The sequence below is a fragment of the Chloroflexota bacterium genome (genome assembly GCA_016875875.1).
Classification (GTDB): domain Bacteria; phylum Chloroflexota; class Dehalococcoidia; order GIF9; family UBA5629; genus 9FT-COMBO-48-23.
Map to the genome: position 1 here is coordinate 1 of VGOP01000009.1, position 15,234 is coordinate 15,234.

At 45.8% G+C, this 15,234-nt stretch carries 12 protein-coding genes; 9 read left to right on the forward strand and 3 right to left on the reverse strand.

Annotated features, from left to right (window positions below):
* Window positions 1-351: 351 nt before the first annotated feature.
* From FJ023_07360 to FJ023_07400, 9 genes are all read left to right on the forward strand, one after another.
* Window positions 352-1,956, forward strand: coding sequence for a hypothetical protein (locus FJ023_07360; GenBank protein ID MBM4447152.1), 1,605 nt, complete (start codon window positions 352-354; stop codon window positions 1,954-1,956).
* Window positions 1,957-1,968: 12 nt separating this feature from the next.
* Window positions 1,969-4,623, forward strand: coding sequence for an AAA family ATPase (locus FJ023_07365; protein MBM4447153.1), 2,655 nt, complete (start codon window positions 1,969-1,971; stop codon window positions 4,621-4,623).
* A gap of 22 nt (window positions 4,624-4,645) precedes the next feature.
* Window positions 4,646-6,403: a TIR domain-containing protein gene (locus tag FJ023_07370; GenBank protein MBM4447154.1), complete on the forward strand. Its 1,758-nt coding sequence runs from the start codon at window positions 4,646-4,648 to the stop codon at window positions 6,401-6,403.
* A 354-nt stretch (window positions 6,404-6,757) separates the two neighbouring features.
* The gene (locus FJ023_07375; GenBank protein MBM4447155.1) at window positions 6,758-6,961 is read left to right on the forward strand and encodes a hypothetical protein; all 204 of its coding nucleotides are present in this window, start codon (window positions 6,758-6,760) and stop codon (window positions 6,959-6,961) included.
* 295 nt (window positions 6,962-7,256) lie between these two features.
* Window positions 7,257-7,985 carry a hypothetical protein gene (locus FJ023_07380; GenBank protein ID MBM4447156.1) on the forward strand — a complete coding sequence of 243 codons (729 nt, stop codon included), beginning with the start codon at window positions 7,257-7,259 and terminating at the stop codon, window positions 7,983-7,985.
* Window positions 7,986-8,219: 234 nt separating this feature from the next.
* Window positions 8,220-9,155, forward strand: a complete 936-nt coding sequence (locus FJ023_07385) for an NAD-dependent epimerase/dehydratase family protein (protein ID MBM4447157.1) — start codon at window positions 8,220-8,222, stop codon at window positions 9,153-9,155.
* Complete coding sequence (locus tag FJ023_07390; GenBank protein ID MBM4447158.1) at window positions 9,140-10,219, forward strand: acyl-CoA dehydrogenase; 1,080 nt, start codon at window positions 9,140-9,142, stop codon at window positions 10,217-10,219. The genes FJ023_07385 and FJ023_07390 overlap by 16 nt, the downstream gene beginning before the upstream one ends.
* 14 nt (window positions 10,220-10,233) lie before the next feature.
* The gene (locus FJ023_07395; GenBank protein ID MBM4447159.1) at window positions 10,234-11,004 is read left to right on the forward strand and encodes a hypothetical protein; all 771 of its coding nucleotides are present in this window, start codon (window positions 10,234-10,236) and stop codon (window positions 11,002-11,004) included.
* Entirely contained in the window at window positions 11,005-12,453 is a 1,449-nt protein-coding gene (locus FJ023_07400) for an acyl-CoA dehydrogenase (GenBank protein ID MBM4447160.1), read from the forward strand.
* Between the two features lie 275 nt (window positions 12,454-12,728).
* Here the strand turns inward: FJ023_07400 and FJ023_07405 are convergent, their stop codons facing one another.
* The 3 genes from FJ023_07405 to FJ023_07415 form a co-directional block, all read right to left on the reverse strand.
* Window positions 12,729-12,929, reverse strand: a complete 201-nt coding sequence (locus FJ023_07405; GenBank protein MBM4447161.1) for a TM2 domain-containing protein — start codon at window positions 12,927-12,929, stop codon at window positions 12,729-12,731.
* 258 nt (window positions 12,930-13,187) lie between these two features.
* Window positions 13,188-14,105, reverse strand: a complete 918-nt coding sequence (gene trxB / locus FJ023_07410) for a thioredoxin-disulfide reductase (protein MBM4447162.1) — start codon at window positions 14,103-14,105, stop codon at window positions 13,188-13,190.
* 175 nt (window positions 14,106-14,280) lie between these two features.
* Window positions 14,281-15,213 carry a hypothetical protein gene (locus FJ023_07415; protein MBM4447163.1) on the reverse strand — a complete coding sequence of 311 codons (933 nt, stop codon included), beginning with the start codon at window positions 15,211-15,213 and terminating at the stop codon, window positions 14,281-14,283.
* Between the last annotated feature and the right edge of the window lie 21 nt (window positions 15,214-15,234).

Below are 15,234 nucleotides of genomic sequence, written 5' to 3' on the forward strand. Positions count from 1 at the left end.
GCCGGCAGGCAATCTGATTGGCGGGGCAACCTGAGTTCCCCAATGAATTGTGCACCTCACCGGAACCCGTCAGGCTCTATTCTATCCTATTTTGAGGGTACAGCCTGAAAGTAATATACACGATGAATTGTTCAAAACGCAGCGAACAAACTCCACGCTCAACAAATAAATCAACGTTGCAAATAGCCATTATTCATTGCCGCATGTATAGCATGTTTGGGATACCTTACAGACGATTTGACCGAAATCCGCAACAGATCCATATTGACTGGCAGTGCTTGCTAGCGCATAATATTGCGAGTTAGGGTGTAATCATCCACGGGACGTTAAAGATTGTTGTAAGGACGAGGTATGTGGGGCAAGCGATTCCAACTTGATAGGTTTGAGCAGGTAATTTCCGCCCGCATTGTCATTGGCGTCACCGGCCACCGAGAGTTAGAAAAACAACCTGCGCTCACTGAAGCAATCCGCTCAGTAGTACAAAGCATAAAACAGGTGGTGCCGCCTATGCGAAGCACTCCGGTAGGCCTGTGTGTTCTGTCTCCTCTTGCCGAAGGCGCTGACCGCTTAGTGGTCAGAGAAATCCTCAAGATTCCCGAGTCAACATTAGAGGTGGTTCTTCCCATGGAGAAAGATGACTACATGCAAGACTTCGAGACCAGCGAATCCAAGAAGGAATTTGAAAGGTTGCTTTCCCAAGTAAGGAGTATCAGAACGCTTACAGCCAAAGCTGAGCGAACCGAAGCATATGAGCAGGTGGGGCGCTATGTGGTTGACCAATGCGACGTGCTCATTGCTCTCTGGAACGGCAAACCGGCTACTGGACAAGGTGGTACTGCAGAAATGGTCAAGTATGCACGAGATACTAAGTGCCCTCTTATCTGGATACACACGGATAAACCAGGGCAGGTCACGCTCGAGCCGGGGCGGGGCCTAAACCCCGGGCCACTCCGATCCCTCGATGAATACAACTCAGAGCAGGTCAATGCTACCAACTTTGCTAATCAACTAGAAGAAATGCGCCAGTTTTTCGTGGGTATATCCGAAAGTGCCAAATTACCTTCTGATAGATTGCAGGCGACTCTGGAATATTGCCTGCGCCATTATGTCAGGGCTGATATCCTGGCATTGCGCTACCAGCACCTGTATTATCGGGCTGATAGTGTCGTCTACGTACTAGCCTTAGCCGCTGTGGTCATAGCCGCTTCCCAAATTCTTTTCCTGCCCCAGAGACCAATTATCCTGACATCCGAAGTACTCTTGATGTTAGCCGTGCTGGCCATTGTCAGCATAAGCCGATGGCGGAGATGGCATGACAAGTGGTTAGATTACAGATTCTTGGCTGAGCGCTTTCGTTCAGCCCTGTTCATGGCACTGGCGAATATCGACGTGTCAACACTACGACCACCTCGGCACTTGAGCCTGGCATATTCTCCCAAAGATTGGATGGTGCCTGCCTTTCTTTCATTTTGGGGGCGGCGACCACGTCTTGAGATGAATTTATCCACATTCCAACGCCTGAAGTGTTTCATATGTGAAGCTTGGATTGAAGAACAGATTAGCTATCATGATGGCACCAGAAAACGCCACTACCGAAGACATCACCGCATGGCCATTGCCAGCTATGTCTTGTTTGGCCTCACTATCTGTGCTGTGCTGCTCCACATTTCCAATCTTGGCCCTGACTTGCTTGGGATTTTCTTTGCTTTCATGGCTATAGTTTTGCCAGCTATTGCTGCCACCATAACCGCCATTCGAATGCACAGGGACTACTTAAGAAATTCGATGCGTTCCGCTGAGATGGTGCGCCATCTGACCGAACTCAAGGATAGAATGATGCTATCTCAGGATTATAATAGCTTCCTCGAGTCATTGAAAGAAGCTGAAGAAACCATGTTGCACGAAAATGAGGACTGGCGCGTAGTCGTCCGATTTCACACGCCAGAGCCAGTCTGACAGAATGAGCTAATGAATAAAGAAAAAGGTAGCAAAGTCGTGGTGGTGACCGGAGATGTCACTATTGATTGGAACATTGCCCGAATATGGCGAACGGAGGGCATGGCGCAGGCTTGGACTGCGGATGAAGTAACTGCCGCCTTCTGCCAGCGCGGTGGCGCGGCAATGCTGGTTGACCTTATTAGTGCTGTTGCCAAGAACCTGAGACAAGCCAGCCAGGTCAACTTTGAAGTCCAGCAAGTCAGTCTGCCCCGAGGTCGGGTAACTCCGGCTGATAGCCGTTTCCACCATTCTTATGCTATGTGGGCGCCCTTCAAGCTTGATGAACGCGCCTCAAGCTCAGACAAGGTATGGCGGGTGCAGGAATTCCTGGGGCTGAGTCCAGCACATACTAACGTGGCTTCATCAGACAAGTGGAGAAAGATTGTCGATGACCCCAAATACCCGGACCTCATCATCATTGACGATGCCAACCTGGGGTTTCGTGAGCACCAAGAGTTCTGGCCTCAGGCATTGGCCAGTAGTACCGCCAGCCCCTGGGTTGTGGCCAAGATGGCTAAGCCCGTTGCTCAAGGCAGACTGTGGAACCATTTGCACCGCAATCATGCTGAGCAGCTTATAGTGGTCATGACAGCGGGTGATCTACGGAGCAGCCAGGTACAAATCAGTCATCAGATATCATGGGAACGCACTGCCCAGGACCTGGTGTGGGAACTTTTATACAATCCCCATGTGAACGCGCTGGCACAGTGCGCATATGTGGTCGTCTCTTTTGGCACTGCAGGCGTGATTCTTTTGTCACGAAATTCGAAATCCGTACCGGATGCAATGCTGTTTTTTGACCCAAGTGCGATGGAAGGCGAATGGGGATGCTACCACAAGGGATACATGATCGGGTACAACTCTTGCCTCACCGCAGGCATTGCCCGTGAACTGATGTTGAATGCCACGCAGCCAGACATGTCCCGGGGCATCCAGTCTGGTGTTCGTGCCATGCGCTTTCTTCATGTGGAGGGCTACGGCCATGTCGGTAGTGACCTAGGTCAAATCCGTCTCGCTTTTCCAGTCTCAAAAATAGCTGAGGTATTGGCAGAGGATGGTAAGTGCCTGGCAACAGCTTTAATCAGGAATCCAACACAGGCGCTGCCGGCGCTAGCGACCGGCACTGCTGCCACAGAGACAGCCCGTTTCTGGACAATTCTCGAGGACAAAAATCCAGCTCCACTTGAGGCTATAGCAGAACAAATTGTGCACGAAGGTCTGGAATGCGCCCTACCTGAAGTGCCAATGGGACGGTTTGGAAATCTGAAGACGGTGGACCGCAGGGAGATCGAGAGCCTGCACAGCATCAGTAGTCTGATTCACGACTACTGCCAACGTTACCGCCAAACACCCCTTTCCATTGCTGTCTTTGGTCAGCCGGGCTCTGGCAAGTCTTTTGCCGTAAAAGAAGTAGCCAACTCAGTGCTGCCGGGTGAAATTGAGACTCTGAACTTCAATCTATCGCAGCTTGCTGGATTTGAAGATTTGTTTGATGCCTTTCATCAGGTGCGTGACAAGGCATTATCCGGCAAAATTCCACTCGTCTTCTGGGACGAATTTGATGCCCACCTACAGCATCAGCCGCTGGGCTGGCTGCGTTATTTTCTGGCTCCGATGCAAGACGGTGAGTTTCAAGAAGGGCAGATAACTCATCCCATTGGTCGCAGCATCTTTGTTTTTGCCGGCGGCACAAGCCATAGCATGGAAAACTTTGGCACCAATCTTGAAGAAAAAGAGAGCCGAGCAGCAAAGTTGCCCGATTTTGCCAGCCGGCTCAAAGGCTTTCTCAACATCCTCGGTCCTAACCGGCAGGAAAATACTCAGGGGCTGGCTAAAGACGCTTACTATATCATCCGGCGAGCAATTATCTTACGCTCAATCTTTGAACGCTTTGCGCCACAGCTTCTGCACCAGGAAGGAAACAAGAGAATGGTGAACATTGACCAGGGAGTGCTGCGCGCCTTTCTGCTGACTAAGGAATACAGACACGGAGCCCGGTCTATGGAAGCAATCGTGGCTATGAGTCAACTTGCAGGCAAAACAAGCTTTGAGCGTTCCAGTTTGCCTTCTGAAACGCAATTGAATTTGCACGTAGATGGTCAGGACTTTTCCGCCTTAATTCAAAGTATGGAGCCTGATGAAGACCTCCTGGAGAAGCTTGCCGAGGCGTTTCATGAAATATTCTGTGAGGATTTAAGTGCAAAAGGATACAAGTATGGACCGGTTACACGGGAAGACAAGAAAGAACATAGTTCGCTCAAACCCTACGCCGAACTACCTGAGAATGAGAAGGAGCAGAATCGCAACAATGTCCGGGATATTCCGAGCAAACTAGCAAGCGTGGGATATGTCATGCTGCCAGCCCGCGGTGGTGAGGCACCGGCTGAATTTGAAAGTAGCGAGGTAGAGAAACTGGCAAAAATGGAGCATGAACGATGGATGCGTCAGAAGCTTGATGAAGGGTGGCGATATGGGAAGAAGACCATTAAAGCTAGGAAGCTGCATAAAGACCTGGTGCCGTGGGATAAACTTCTCGAAGAAGAGAAGGAAAAGGATCGCGTCCTGGTGAAAGGCATCCCCAGAATTATTGCGAAAGCTGGGTATACTATGGTCAAATTGAGCTAACAGTCTAAGAGGTTTAAATCAAATGGCTCACGACATTTTTATTAGCTATTCATCCCCTGACAGGGCCACTGCTGAGGCGATATGCGCCGCGCTCGAATCAAGAAACATATCTTGCTGGTTCGCTCCCCGGGATGTTGCAATCGGCAAAGTATGGGTTGAGGCAATCGTTGATGCGATTGATGCGAGCCGTATTTTCATCCTAGTGTTATCATCCAGCTCGAATAGCTCACCACAAGTAAATAGAGAGGTGGAAAGAGCCGCCAGCAAAGGCATTCCCATCATCCCAATTCGGATTGACAATACTCCTCTCTCCAAATCTATAGATTTTTTCACTAGTCGTCATCAGTGGCTAGATGCCCAAACGCCACCTCTGGAGAAACATTTACCCAAACTTGTCGCCACGGTACAGCAGCTTCTAGCTCAAGAAGCTTCTGCCGTGGCAGAGAAAGAGGCGGAGGAATCCCGGGCGAGAGCGAAGCGGGAGGCCGAGGCAGCGAAGAAGATTCAAGAAGCCGCTGCCAGGGCGAAGAAAGAAGCGGAGGGAGCCGTTAAAGAGAGGGCACGACAGGAAGCGGTTCGGGCGAGAGCGAAGCGGGAGGCCGAGGCAGCGAGGAAGATTCAAGGAGCTGCTGCCAGGGCGAAGAAAGAGGCGGAGGAATCCCGGGTGAGAGCGAAGCGGGAGGCCGAGGCAGCGAGGAAGATTCAAGAAGCCGCTGCCAGGGCGAAGAAAGAGGTAGAGGCGTTCCGGGAGAGAGCAAAACAGGAGGCTGAGGCAGCGAAGGGGATTCAAGCAACTGCTGCCAGAGGGAGGATGGAAGCCAAGCCAAAACCAATCCCTAAGCCACATGCCAGGATGCCGCTGAGGCCATTTCTAATAGGCCTAGGCGCTGCCTTGTTAGGGATTGCAAGTGTCGGTGGTATCTACTTCACCTTCGGTCATCTGTTCACCCCATCGCCAACACTTGCCATTCAGGATGTCTCGGTCTCAGACATAACTGCGACAAGTGCCGTCCTTACTTGGACAACAGATAAACCGGCTACCAGCCAGGTAGCATACGGCTACACCGCTGATTTAGGTTTGACTACTGCCTTGGGCGAAGAACTGGTCACCAACCACAGGGTCGAATTAACCGGGCTTCAGCCAGATACAACTTGTCACTTTAGGGTCATGTCAAAAAACGCTAGCGGAAAGGAAGCCACATCTGACATAGGCCAATTGACAACACTGCCAGCAGCTACAACACCAATGCCTACTCCTAGTCCACCACCACCCGTGGAAAAGCCGGTGGAGCCACCACCCGCAGCCAAGCTCTCCTTCAACGCCACTGAGTACACCAATGCCGAGTACGGCTTCTCCATCAAATATCCGAGCGATTGGATAAGGGTAGCAGATGAGGAAAAAAATGAGATTAAGCTCTACGCTAAAGGCACCGGGGAGGTTCCGGTAATATCTGCATCTGTTAGGGGACAAGCTACCTTTGCCGAGGCTGTCACAGCCGCATTTGGGCCAAGAAGTATATCACGTACAGCTATCAAGGTTGATGCTGAGCAGGAGACAACTCTGGAGGATGGCACCAAAGCTACCACTGCCAAAGTTGACTGGGAGAATTCATCGGGATATTTGATTGAGAGCTATGCTCTCGGGGTTAAGAAGGGCAACAAGTGGATTCTAGTTACCATAAGTACTGTAAGCACGAAGTCTGTAATCACGCTTGCTCCTTACGATGAAGCCAAGTTTTCAGAGATAGCGCACACTCTGCGATTCACGGCGGAGGAATGAGCAGCCAGCGAGTCATAAGCTGGATATACCGTGGTCAAGTCTGGCTACGAATATCATATTAGGAGCACTTAATGTCGACGCAGAGGATATACCAAGGGTAGCACCTTTCGCCCTAGAATGATAACTACAAGCCAGACACACACCCATTCCCGATGAAGTGTAGTCACTCACCCAAAATAAAACCAGCTCAAACGCAATGCCTTTGTTAACATTGTGTTATAACCCTTACAAAGGTTACACAGTCTGACGAAACGTTTAATTAACTTTCCCAAATTAGCGATTTCAGCTTTTTCCGGAAATCGCTTGACAATTGGCAAAGATGTGATACTATGAGGCAAAAAGGAGGATGGAGGAATGCCACCAATTTTCAAAGCTCTAGCGACAATAACGGCTTGGTTTCTATTTATTTGGGGGCTAATTTTGTGTCTGATCGATGGTTTTGTGTTTCCCATTGTTGGGAAAGTCACGATGACAGAGGCATACTTCGCCACTGGATTAGGTATTGCCAGTCTCATTTTATCTGTAGTTGCCATGAAATTAAGGAAAACGCTACAATAGGGCCACAACTGAACTTCAATTCCGCAGCCGACAATTAAAGAAAAAGTAGGATGACATTTCTCTCCCGGAATACTGAGGGATAGTTTTTACGCCTTTATCCATGCGGACAAGGCAGAGGTTGGTTTGGATTTCCCCTCCCTTCGGTTGCGTGACACGCTGAATTATCGCTGCCCATTTCTGACAAAAGTGCAATCTTGAGAGCTTGGACATTCCTCAGTATTGTAAGGCTAACCCAAGAAGTGCTATAACTATTGGACAGGTTCAGTATGAGACCAATGCCCCGGAGGAAGATAAAATGAGATCGAATATATTAAAAACACTTATCAAACAAATTATTCGGCACGCAATGTGGGAAGGCCAGACAAAAACCGTCACGAAAGTACTGGCATCGAGCTGCAGGCGAGATGGTATGCCTGAATATGGACGCTTCACTGCCAAGGAAATAAGGAGAATAACATCTCAGGCTATGCTGAATATCAAAGAGTTAATGCCTTATTTTGAAGATCTTGATAGTATCGGCAATTATCAACAAGAATATGCTGGATTATTAACTCTGGCCGTATACAGAGCTCTGCTAAAAGAGAACATAGCTCGCGATTACGCCACAAATCTAGTCGGGGACATGATTTGGCAAGCCTACCTGAACAATAAAGGCGCAATTCCAATAATCGCTCCGCTGAGAACGATGTGGTGGAAAATAACAACAAAAGGTCCAACGGCTCGTTTGGGGAAGTACCTCAAAGCCGCAATGAAGTATCCCTTTACTGAACCGGGGTATAAAATAAAGCTATATATGGACAAAGACGTGTGGTGCATGGACATTTATTCATGCACGGTTTATGACTTCTTCAAAAAGTTCGGACAAGAAGAGATGACTTTCTTCAGAAAAACCTGGTGCACCTTCGATTACTCCGGGGGCGAATACCTTGTTGAAGGCAGTAAGTATCGGAGAATACACACTCTGTCCGATGGTGATGAACTGTGTGATGCGAGATATTTTATTGAAAAGCAAATATCAACTTGAACATCTAAACCATGGTTAGCATGAACTTATACAGTAACCTTGTAGAAGTGTAATCTACGCGTTTATGTCTAAACTGGTTTGTCATTCTTTGACAACATGCAGCGAATTTCCAATATAGTCTACGCACAGCTTCATCTCCCGTCCGTCTTTGAGCCTGAGAGGGTGTAGTTTATGAGCGCACTGTGCCATATAAGTTACCGCCATGGGTGGTAGAGCACTGGAAGGGCAAGTAAGATGAAAGTGCTAATTACTGGAATATCCGGATATCTTGGGCAGGTTCTTCTGCCTTATTTGTTACAAGACGAAGAGATTAACTCAATTATTGGGCTGGATATTAACGAGCCCCTTTTAGAACATCCAAAATTGTCATTTGAAAAAGTTGATATAAGAGTTCGGGGAATCTCAAGTCATTTTGAAGATGTTGATGTGGTTATTCATTTAGCATTTATTGTTGTTGACAAGAAGAAAATGGTTCGAAAGCTTATTTATGATATAAATGTTAATGGAACGAAAAACTTACTTATGGCAGTCAGTGAGAGTGGTATAAAAAAACTGGTTGTGGCAAGCAGTATCGCTGCTTATGGTTCGCATGCTGATAATCCAGAGCTAATTACCGAAAATACACCTTTAAGAGGAAATAAAGATTCTTATTATTCCCATACAAAACTCCTGATAGAAAAAGCGCTTGACGAATTTGAGAAAGAAAATAAAAACATCAAGGTTGTTCGCCTTAGATCATCAGTATTATGTGGTCGTAATGTCAACAATCCTTTAGCCGATTTCCCTAAATATAAGCGTTTACTGTATATTAAGGGAAATACTGTCGGGCTTCCAATAGTTCATGAAGATGATGTAGCCCGAGCTTTTTACTGGGTGACAAAGAAAGATGTCTCTGGTGCTTTTAATATTGCTAGTGGCAATTTAAGTATTCAGGAAATGTCCGAAATGCTTAATGTACCGGTAATGGCAGTCCCATATTTTATTGCTAAAACATTTGGGCATCTTTTATTCAAGATTGGCAAATTCCCATTCTCAGCCGATTGGATTGTATTGGGAAGATATCCCTGGCGAGTGAGCAGTGAAAAGGCAAAAAATATCCTCGGCTGGTATCCTAAATATACACCTGTGGATGCATTTAAAGAAGTATTAGATAAATGGAAGAACAAATAAGAAATTTAGCCAGAGATTTTGCCGAGCAGGAATTAAGAAAAAGGTGGGAAGAGCTTGATTGCCGTAATTCTGCATTACTGACAGATATTTTGAAAAGAGCGGCAAACATCGGAGTATTTAGTTTTTTACTTAGTCAGGAAATTGGTGGCGCTGGATTTAGCCCGAAAGATTATTGCATTTTTCTTGAAGAAATAACGAAAGGTTGCCCAGGAATTGGATTAATATTTGCCGCGCATCTAATGGGTATCACACCTATTTTGTTATCAAAAGATGCCGGAAAGAAGGCAAAGTTTCTATCGGCTATTGCAGAGTCTGAAAAGCAAAATAATCCTTTAATTTTTACCTCAGCCATAAATGAAGAAAAGTTTTCGGGATTAATTCCTGATAATATCCAGACTGCTGTTAAGAGTTACCGACTTTCTGGGAGCAAAATAAATGTATACGGTGGAGAAATTGCTAATTATTTTAGTTTACTGGCAAGGTTAGAAGGCAGTGATAAATTTGGTTGGTTTATCATTCTGTCTAATCTTAAGGGGACAGAGGTAAAAGAAGAAAAATACAGGATCGGACTCAGAATTTGTCCCATGAATAATATTTACTTTAAAGATGTAGAGATATTGCCAGAGAATATATTGGACGAAGCGAAATTGTCCGATTTGGTAGACTATTATAGATTTTTTGATTCTTCTCTGGGATCGGTCGGGGTAGGTATGGCTGAAGAAGCCTACGATATTGCTTTGAAGTATACGACCGAGCGCTATCAGGGTGGGAAAATTATATGTGAGCACGAGGCGGTGAAGGTGATACTTTCTGAGATGAAACTCTCAATTGAAACAGCCAAAATTTTTGTTTATCACTCGTCTCATGTTATCGCTTCTGCTTATGCCAGCGAAATAGCGGAGAAAGTTTGTATTGATGCGATACAATTACTTGGTGGTTATGGCTATATGAAAGATTTCCGAGTGGAAAGAATATTAAGAGATGCCAAAACCTATCAGGGGATAGTAAATCCGGTATCCCGGAAAATGGAATATATTGGGCGCGAAATTGAAAGGTTAAGGTAAAGAGGAGAAAGAGAATGGAAAGAAAACTTGAATTTTTCAAAGGGGTTGTTCAATTCGATACTGAACTTGAAAGGGAGAAATCCAAATTTCCAATTTTTTATTATGATGCTTCTTCTATAACCGGTATATTTCCAGCGAGAGTTGGTAAATTAAGAAAAATCCTGCCAAAGAAAGAGTATCATCCTCTAACTATATTCCCTGGAATAGGAGCCATTGCAATTACTGCTTTTGAATACCGAGATACCGATATTAGACCATATAATGAATTATCTATTTCTGTTCCAATATCATACAAGTCTCGTTGCTGTGTTCCAGCAGTGAAATTGTTATCCTATCTCCTCCGGCGAGAGTTTCATGTTTATATTCATCATCTTCCAGTCACCACCAAAATAGCCTTAGACGGAGGCGTGATTGTATATAACTATCCAAAGTTTATTGCACAGATTGATTTTGAGCGGGATGATAGAAATGTGCGTGTCAAATTAATAGATGAAGGGAATCTTATTCTTTGCCTGGAAGGCAAGAAGATTAAGGCAGACAAAATTCTGAAGATGAGATATGTTACCTATCCAGTAAAAGACGGGAATGCACAGCATGCTGATGTTCTGATTAATGCGATAAATTTTGGTTCGTCTCGTAATTCATCAGACCTTTCTTTGGAACTGGGGGAGGAGCATCCGATTTCAAAAGAACTTCAGGATTTATTGATATCTAAAAGACCACTGCAGTACCAGTATATTCCAAAGTTTCAATCTATTTTATATGGACCAAACAGGTTGGAGTAAATGCAGAGACATATTTTTGGACCTGAAAAATTAATCTATAAGCTAAGAGATTTGAAGGAAGCATTTCCCAGACTCGGATTGATCGAGAAGTGTGCCCCAGATTATGTGTCTGAACTATATAAAGTTCAAAATACTGCCCGTGAGTTTGGCACAAAATATGTGGAGCCGATTGCTGAAGAATTAGATAAAAAGATAGAAAAGGACCACAATTATTTCCATTGGGATATAGTCTATAAAGCGCTGCCCTATAGATTTTTAAGTTATCTCATACCAAAGCAAAGTGGCGGTAAGGGGTTTTATACTACTCATTTTTCTATTCTTATGGAAGAGCTATGTAGTTTTTGCCCGGGTATCGCCAACATATTCGGGGCACATGCTTTAGGAATTTCACCGATTGTTCTTTTACCAGATACAAGACATTTTGCCACATATCTGAAAGAAGTAGCAGATAAAGAAAGAAAGGGAGAGCCAGTTTTATTTGCTTTAGCAATTACAGAACCAGAAGCAGGTTCTGATGTTGAGGATGCTGATTTTTTGAAAGCTGCCAAGCTGGTAACCCATGCCAGAAAAGTTAATGGTGGATACGTGTTGCAGGGAAGAAAGGTATTTATCTCCAATGGAAATGTAGCCAGATATATCTGGGTTGGCACTTTTCTTGATAGAAAAAGTCCACTTCAAACGGGAGTATCGTTTATAGTAAAAAATGATGCCAAAGGATTTTCCGTAGGGAGAATTGAAAGGAAAATGGGGCAGCGTGCCTGTCCAGCAGCGGAGTTAATGTTTGAGGATGTATTCATTCCAGAGGAGGATATAGTTGGCGATATAGGTGAAGGAGAAAGATTGACAGCACTTGTTCTCGGTACCTCTCGGGCACCGGTCGCGGCGATTGCCACCGGTATTGCCAGAGGTGCCTTTGAAAGGTTGTTGAAATATTTAAATGACACCACAATAAAAGGAAGATATTTGTTTGAAGAACAGTGGTGTCAGATTATGCTGGTTGATATATTGGCAAAAATTCAAATGGCAAGACAATTATATCTTGACGCTGCAATATGTTGCGACTTATTAAGCACCCCTAAATTAATGGAGCATCCCTTAATGAAGGCCTTTAATCTCGTACCGGGATCTATTATGAACTCAGATTTAGCCCAAAGAATCTTTAACCCCCAAAAAACCTATGAATTTGTAAGAAAGTTAGCTAAAAGAAGTATCTCAGATGAAGATTTGTCTTTAGTTGCTGGTTATAGTTCCCTGGCAAAATTTTCAGCTTCTGATCTGGCGATAGAAGTGACATCAAAAGCAATGCAAATTATGCAGGAAGATGGGGCAATATCCTCATATGGAATCGAAAAATTGTACCGTGATGCTAAATTAACTCAAATATACGAAGGAACAAATCAGATAAATAGACTATATGCTTTCAAGAATATTTTGGTTGAAAGAAAGTGACGGGTTAATAAGCTATCCGGATGACCCTTACGTAGCACGCCATTTTATCTCTCTCCCCATTAGGCTAACCTCAACCCTTACAATTCTCAAAGGTTTAGCTCTATCAGAGCTCTTAGCTGACTCTCCTAGTGCCCCAAGACCACACGCATTCAACAGATTATGGACATTTTACCTACCGTGGAGAATAGGGCCAATGCGCTTGGTTGAACATAAGTCCAAAAAGTTCAGTGAAACGCCTTTTGTGTTTACAAGGCTATCGGTTCCATCCTGAATTCCTAGGTGTTAAGCTTGCCAAATCTATATGCAGCGATAGCCGCATCAACCAGATACCAAACTCCAACGCCTCCACACGTTATTAGCTTTACGACACCCCAACCGATTTGTCCTCGGTAGAAACGGTCCAGGCCAAAATAGCCAGCGAGGAAAGATATTATGAGGATAGTTAACTGCTGTTGCCACTCCTTCTTTGTCTCCATCTCGAATACCTCCTTGTGTCTGATCTAACTAGAAGTCTACCAGAGTTGACCAAGATCACACAATCGCCTGAAAAGTATAACGAGAAATATGCCTCACCTTTTGAGGTTAAACGTTAAGCTGAAAGTTCTACCTATAGTAACCTCAGCTCCACCATCTCAGCCTCGTTTAAACAGACATCACGTTTCACATTCATTTTACAGATTAAGGCAGCTTTTCATGTTGTGTGATGAGGAAGATGGCTGGTATTAGGCGGAAGCTTAGCTTCCTTCGCGAAGATATTTGAAGGTGGATAGGGTGGCAGTAGCGCCGTCACCGACGGCACTGGCTACCTGGCGGGCTGAGTTTTTGCGGATATCGCCCACGGCGAAGATACCTGGTGCTGAGGTAGCCATTGACTCATTGGTCTTGATATGCCCGGTTTCATCCAGCTCCGCTATGCTGGCGAAGCATTGACTGTTGGGTGTAATCCCTATGGCAACGAACACGCCAGCCACCTCGAGGTTAGTAGTTTTACCTGTTTTCACGTTGCGCAGTCTGAGTCCACTAACTTTATTATCTCCGGTAATCTCATCGACCACGGTATCCCAGATGGGCTCTAGTTTGGGCTGAGCTAAAGCCTGTTGTTGAAGGATTTGACCGGCTCGGAGCTGGTCTCGTCGATGTATAATGTAGACCTTGCTGGCATGCTGGCTTAACTCCAGGGCATCAGTGATAGCCGTGTCACCGCCTCCGACTACGGCTACATCCATGTCACGAAAAAGAAAACCATCGCAAGTGGCACAGTAGGAAACACCACGGCCCAGGAGTTTATCCTCACCGGGAACTCCAAGCTTGCGATACTCTGAGCCAGCAGCGATAATCACTGCTTCAGCTTCAAAATTGCCCTCGGTGGTGATGGCATTGTAAGTACGCCCTGGCTTAATGGCTGTGACTTCAGCAGTGATGGTTTCCAGTCCGTATTTGGTGGCTTGTTGGTGCATGAGCGAAGCTAGTTCAAGGCCGGATATGCCTTCAGGAAAGCCAGGATAGTTATCTACCTGCCTGGCATTCACTATCTGGCCGCCGAACATGCTGCGCTCTATGAGTAGGGTCTTGAGTCCGGCTCGAGATGTATATAGGCCGGCAGTGAGGCCAGCCGGGCCACCGCCGATGATGATGACTTCGTATTTACTCATGCTATATGCTTGCTTGAGCCTTAATTATAGCAGGTGATGGGATTATTTGCCGATGACTGAGTGCCTTCAGAAGACATTTCTAGTCGCGCCATTGCTGGTGACTAGAACGAATAGGGCAGGGGGGCTATTTGACATAACGTAACGTCAATCGAGATAGATTGACATAATGTTTAGGTTATTCTTTGTTCCTGCTGTGATAAGTTCGGTGAACCTCTTTTAGATGCCTATTGGTAACGTGAGTATAAACCTGAGTTGTTCGGATGCTCTCGTGGCCAAGCATTTCCTGGACGGAGCGAAGGTCGGCACCGGCGATTAGCAGGTCTGTGGCGAAGGAGTGCCTCAAGGTGTGAGGGGTGACTTCTATGGGCAAGCCGCATCTCTTGGCATATTTGTTGACGATTTCTTGCACCGACCTTGCCGTCAGTCGCATTTTTTCGCCATCCTTTGTAGTATCAATTCTGCCGCTGTAGCGTCTAAACAGTGGCTTGAAGCTGTCTTTTCTTGTTTGCAGATAGCGCTCAAGCCAATGCGCCGCTGTATCTGACAGAAAAACCACCCTTAGTTTATCTCCTTTGCCTCTGACGCCGAATTCTTTGCGGTCCAGGTTTATCTGGTCGCGGTTCAGCCGCACTAGCTCTGAAACCCTGAGTCCGGTGCTGAACAAGGTTTCCAGGATAGCCTTATCCCTGAGTCCGGCCTCATCTGATATTTTGGGGCTGTTCAACAGTCTTTCTAGCTGCTCTGAGTTCAGAAAGGCGACTGAACGTTGGCTTTGCTTCGGCAGTTCGATTTTATCTGGGGATAGGGTAGAAATATCCCGCTGAACCAGTAGATATCGAAGAAAAGCCCTTAAGGCGATAATATGGTAAGTCTGAGTGACACGTTTTAATAATGTTCTGTCAGGATTGCACAGATGAGCCAGGTACAACCGGTATCTTCTAATAAGCTCTGATGTTATGTCGTCAGGTCCTGTTGCCTTGGAGTTTGCCTTGAGCCAGTCGAGGAAACGGCCTAGATAATGCCTATATTCACGAATAGTGAGAGGCGACCGGCCTTTCTCGACCTCCATATATTCCAGGAAATCATCAATTAGCGGTTCTAAGCTCATGGCTGGCCCATTTGGAGTATT

What these genes read in the sequence shown, in the direction of transcription:
- FJ023_07360 (MBM4447152.1), top strand. Translation starts at nt 352, where the DNA reads ATGTGGGGCAAGCGATTCCAACTTGATAGGTTTGAGCAGGTAATTTCC.
- FJ023_07365 (MBM4447153.1), top strand. Translation starts at nt 1,969, where the DNA reads ATGAATAAAGAAAAAGGTAGCAAAGTCGTGGTGGTGACCGGAGATGTC.
- FJ023_07370 (MBM4447154.1), top strand. Translation starts at nt 4,646, where the DNA reads ATGGCTCACGACATTTTTATTAGCTATTCATCCCCTGACAGGGCCACT.
- FJ023_07375 (MBM4447155.1), top strand. Translation starts at nt 6,758, where the DNA reads ATGCCACCAATTTTCAAAGCTCTAGCGACAATAACGGCTTGGTTTCTA.
- FJ023_07380 (MBM4447156.1), top strand. Translation starts at nt 7,257, where the DNA reads ATGAGATCGAATATATTAAAAACACTTATCAAACAAATTATTCGGCAC.
- FJ023_07385 (MBM4447157.1), top strand. Translation starts at nt 8,220, where the DNA reads ATGAAAGTGCTAATTACTGGAATATCCGGATATCTTGGGCAGGTTCTT.
- FJ023_07390 (MBM4447158.1), top strand. Translation starts at nt 9,140, where the DNA reads ATGGAAGAACAAATAAGAAATTTAGCCAGAGATTTTGCCGAGCAGGAA.
- FJ023_07395 (MBM4447159.1), top strand. Translation starts at nt 10,234, where the DNA reads ATGGAAAGAAAACTTGAATTTTTCAAAGGGGTTGTTCAATTCGATACT.
- FJ023_07400 (MBM4447160.1), top strand. Translation starts at nt 11,005, where the DNA reads ATGCAGAGACATATTTTTGGACCTGAAAAATTAATCTATAAGCTAAGA.
- FJ023_07405 (MBM4447161.1), bottom strand. Translation starts at nt 12,929, where the DNA reads ATGGAGACAAAGAAGGAGTGGCAACAGCAGTTAACTATCCTCATAATA.
- trxB (MBM4447162.1), bottom strand. Translation starts at nt 14,105, where the DNA reads ATGAGTAAATACGAAGTCATCATCATCGGCGGTGGCCCGGCTGGCCTC.
- FJ023_07415 (MBM4447163.1), bottom strand. Translation starts at nt 15,213, where the DNA reads ATGAGCTTAGAACCGCTAATTGATGATTTCCTGGAATATATGGAGGTC.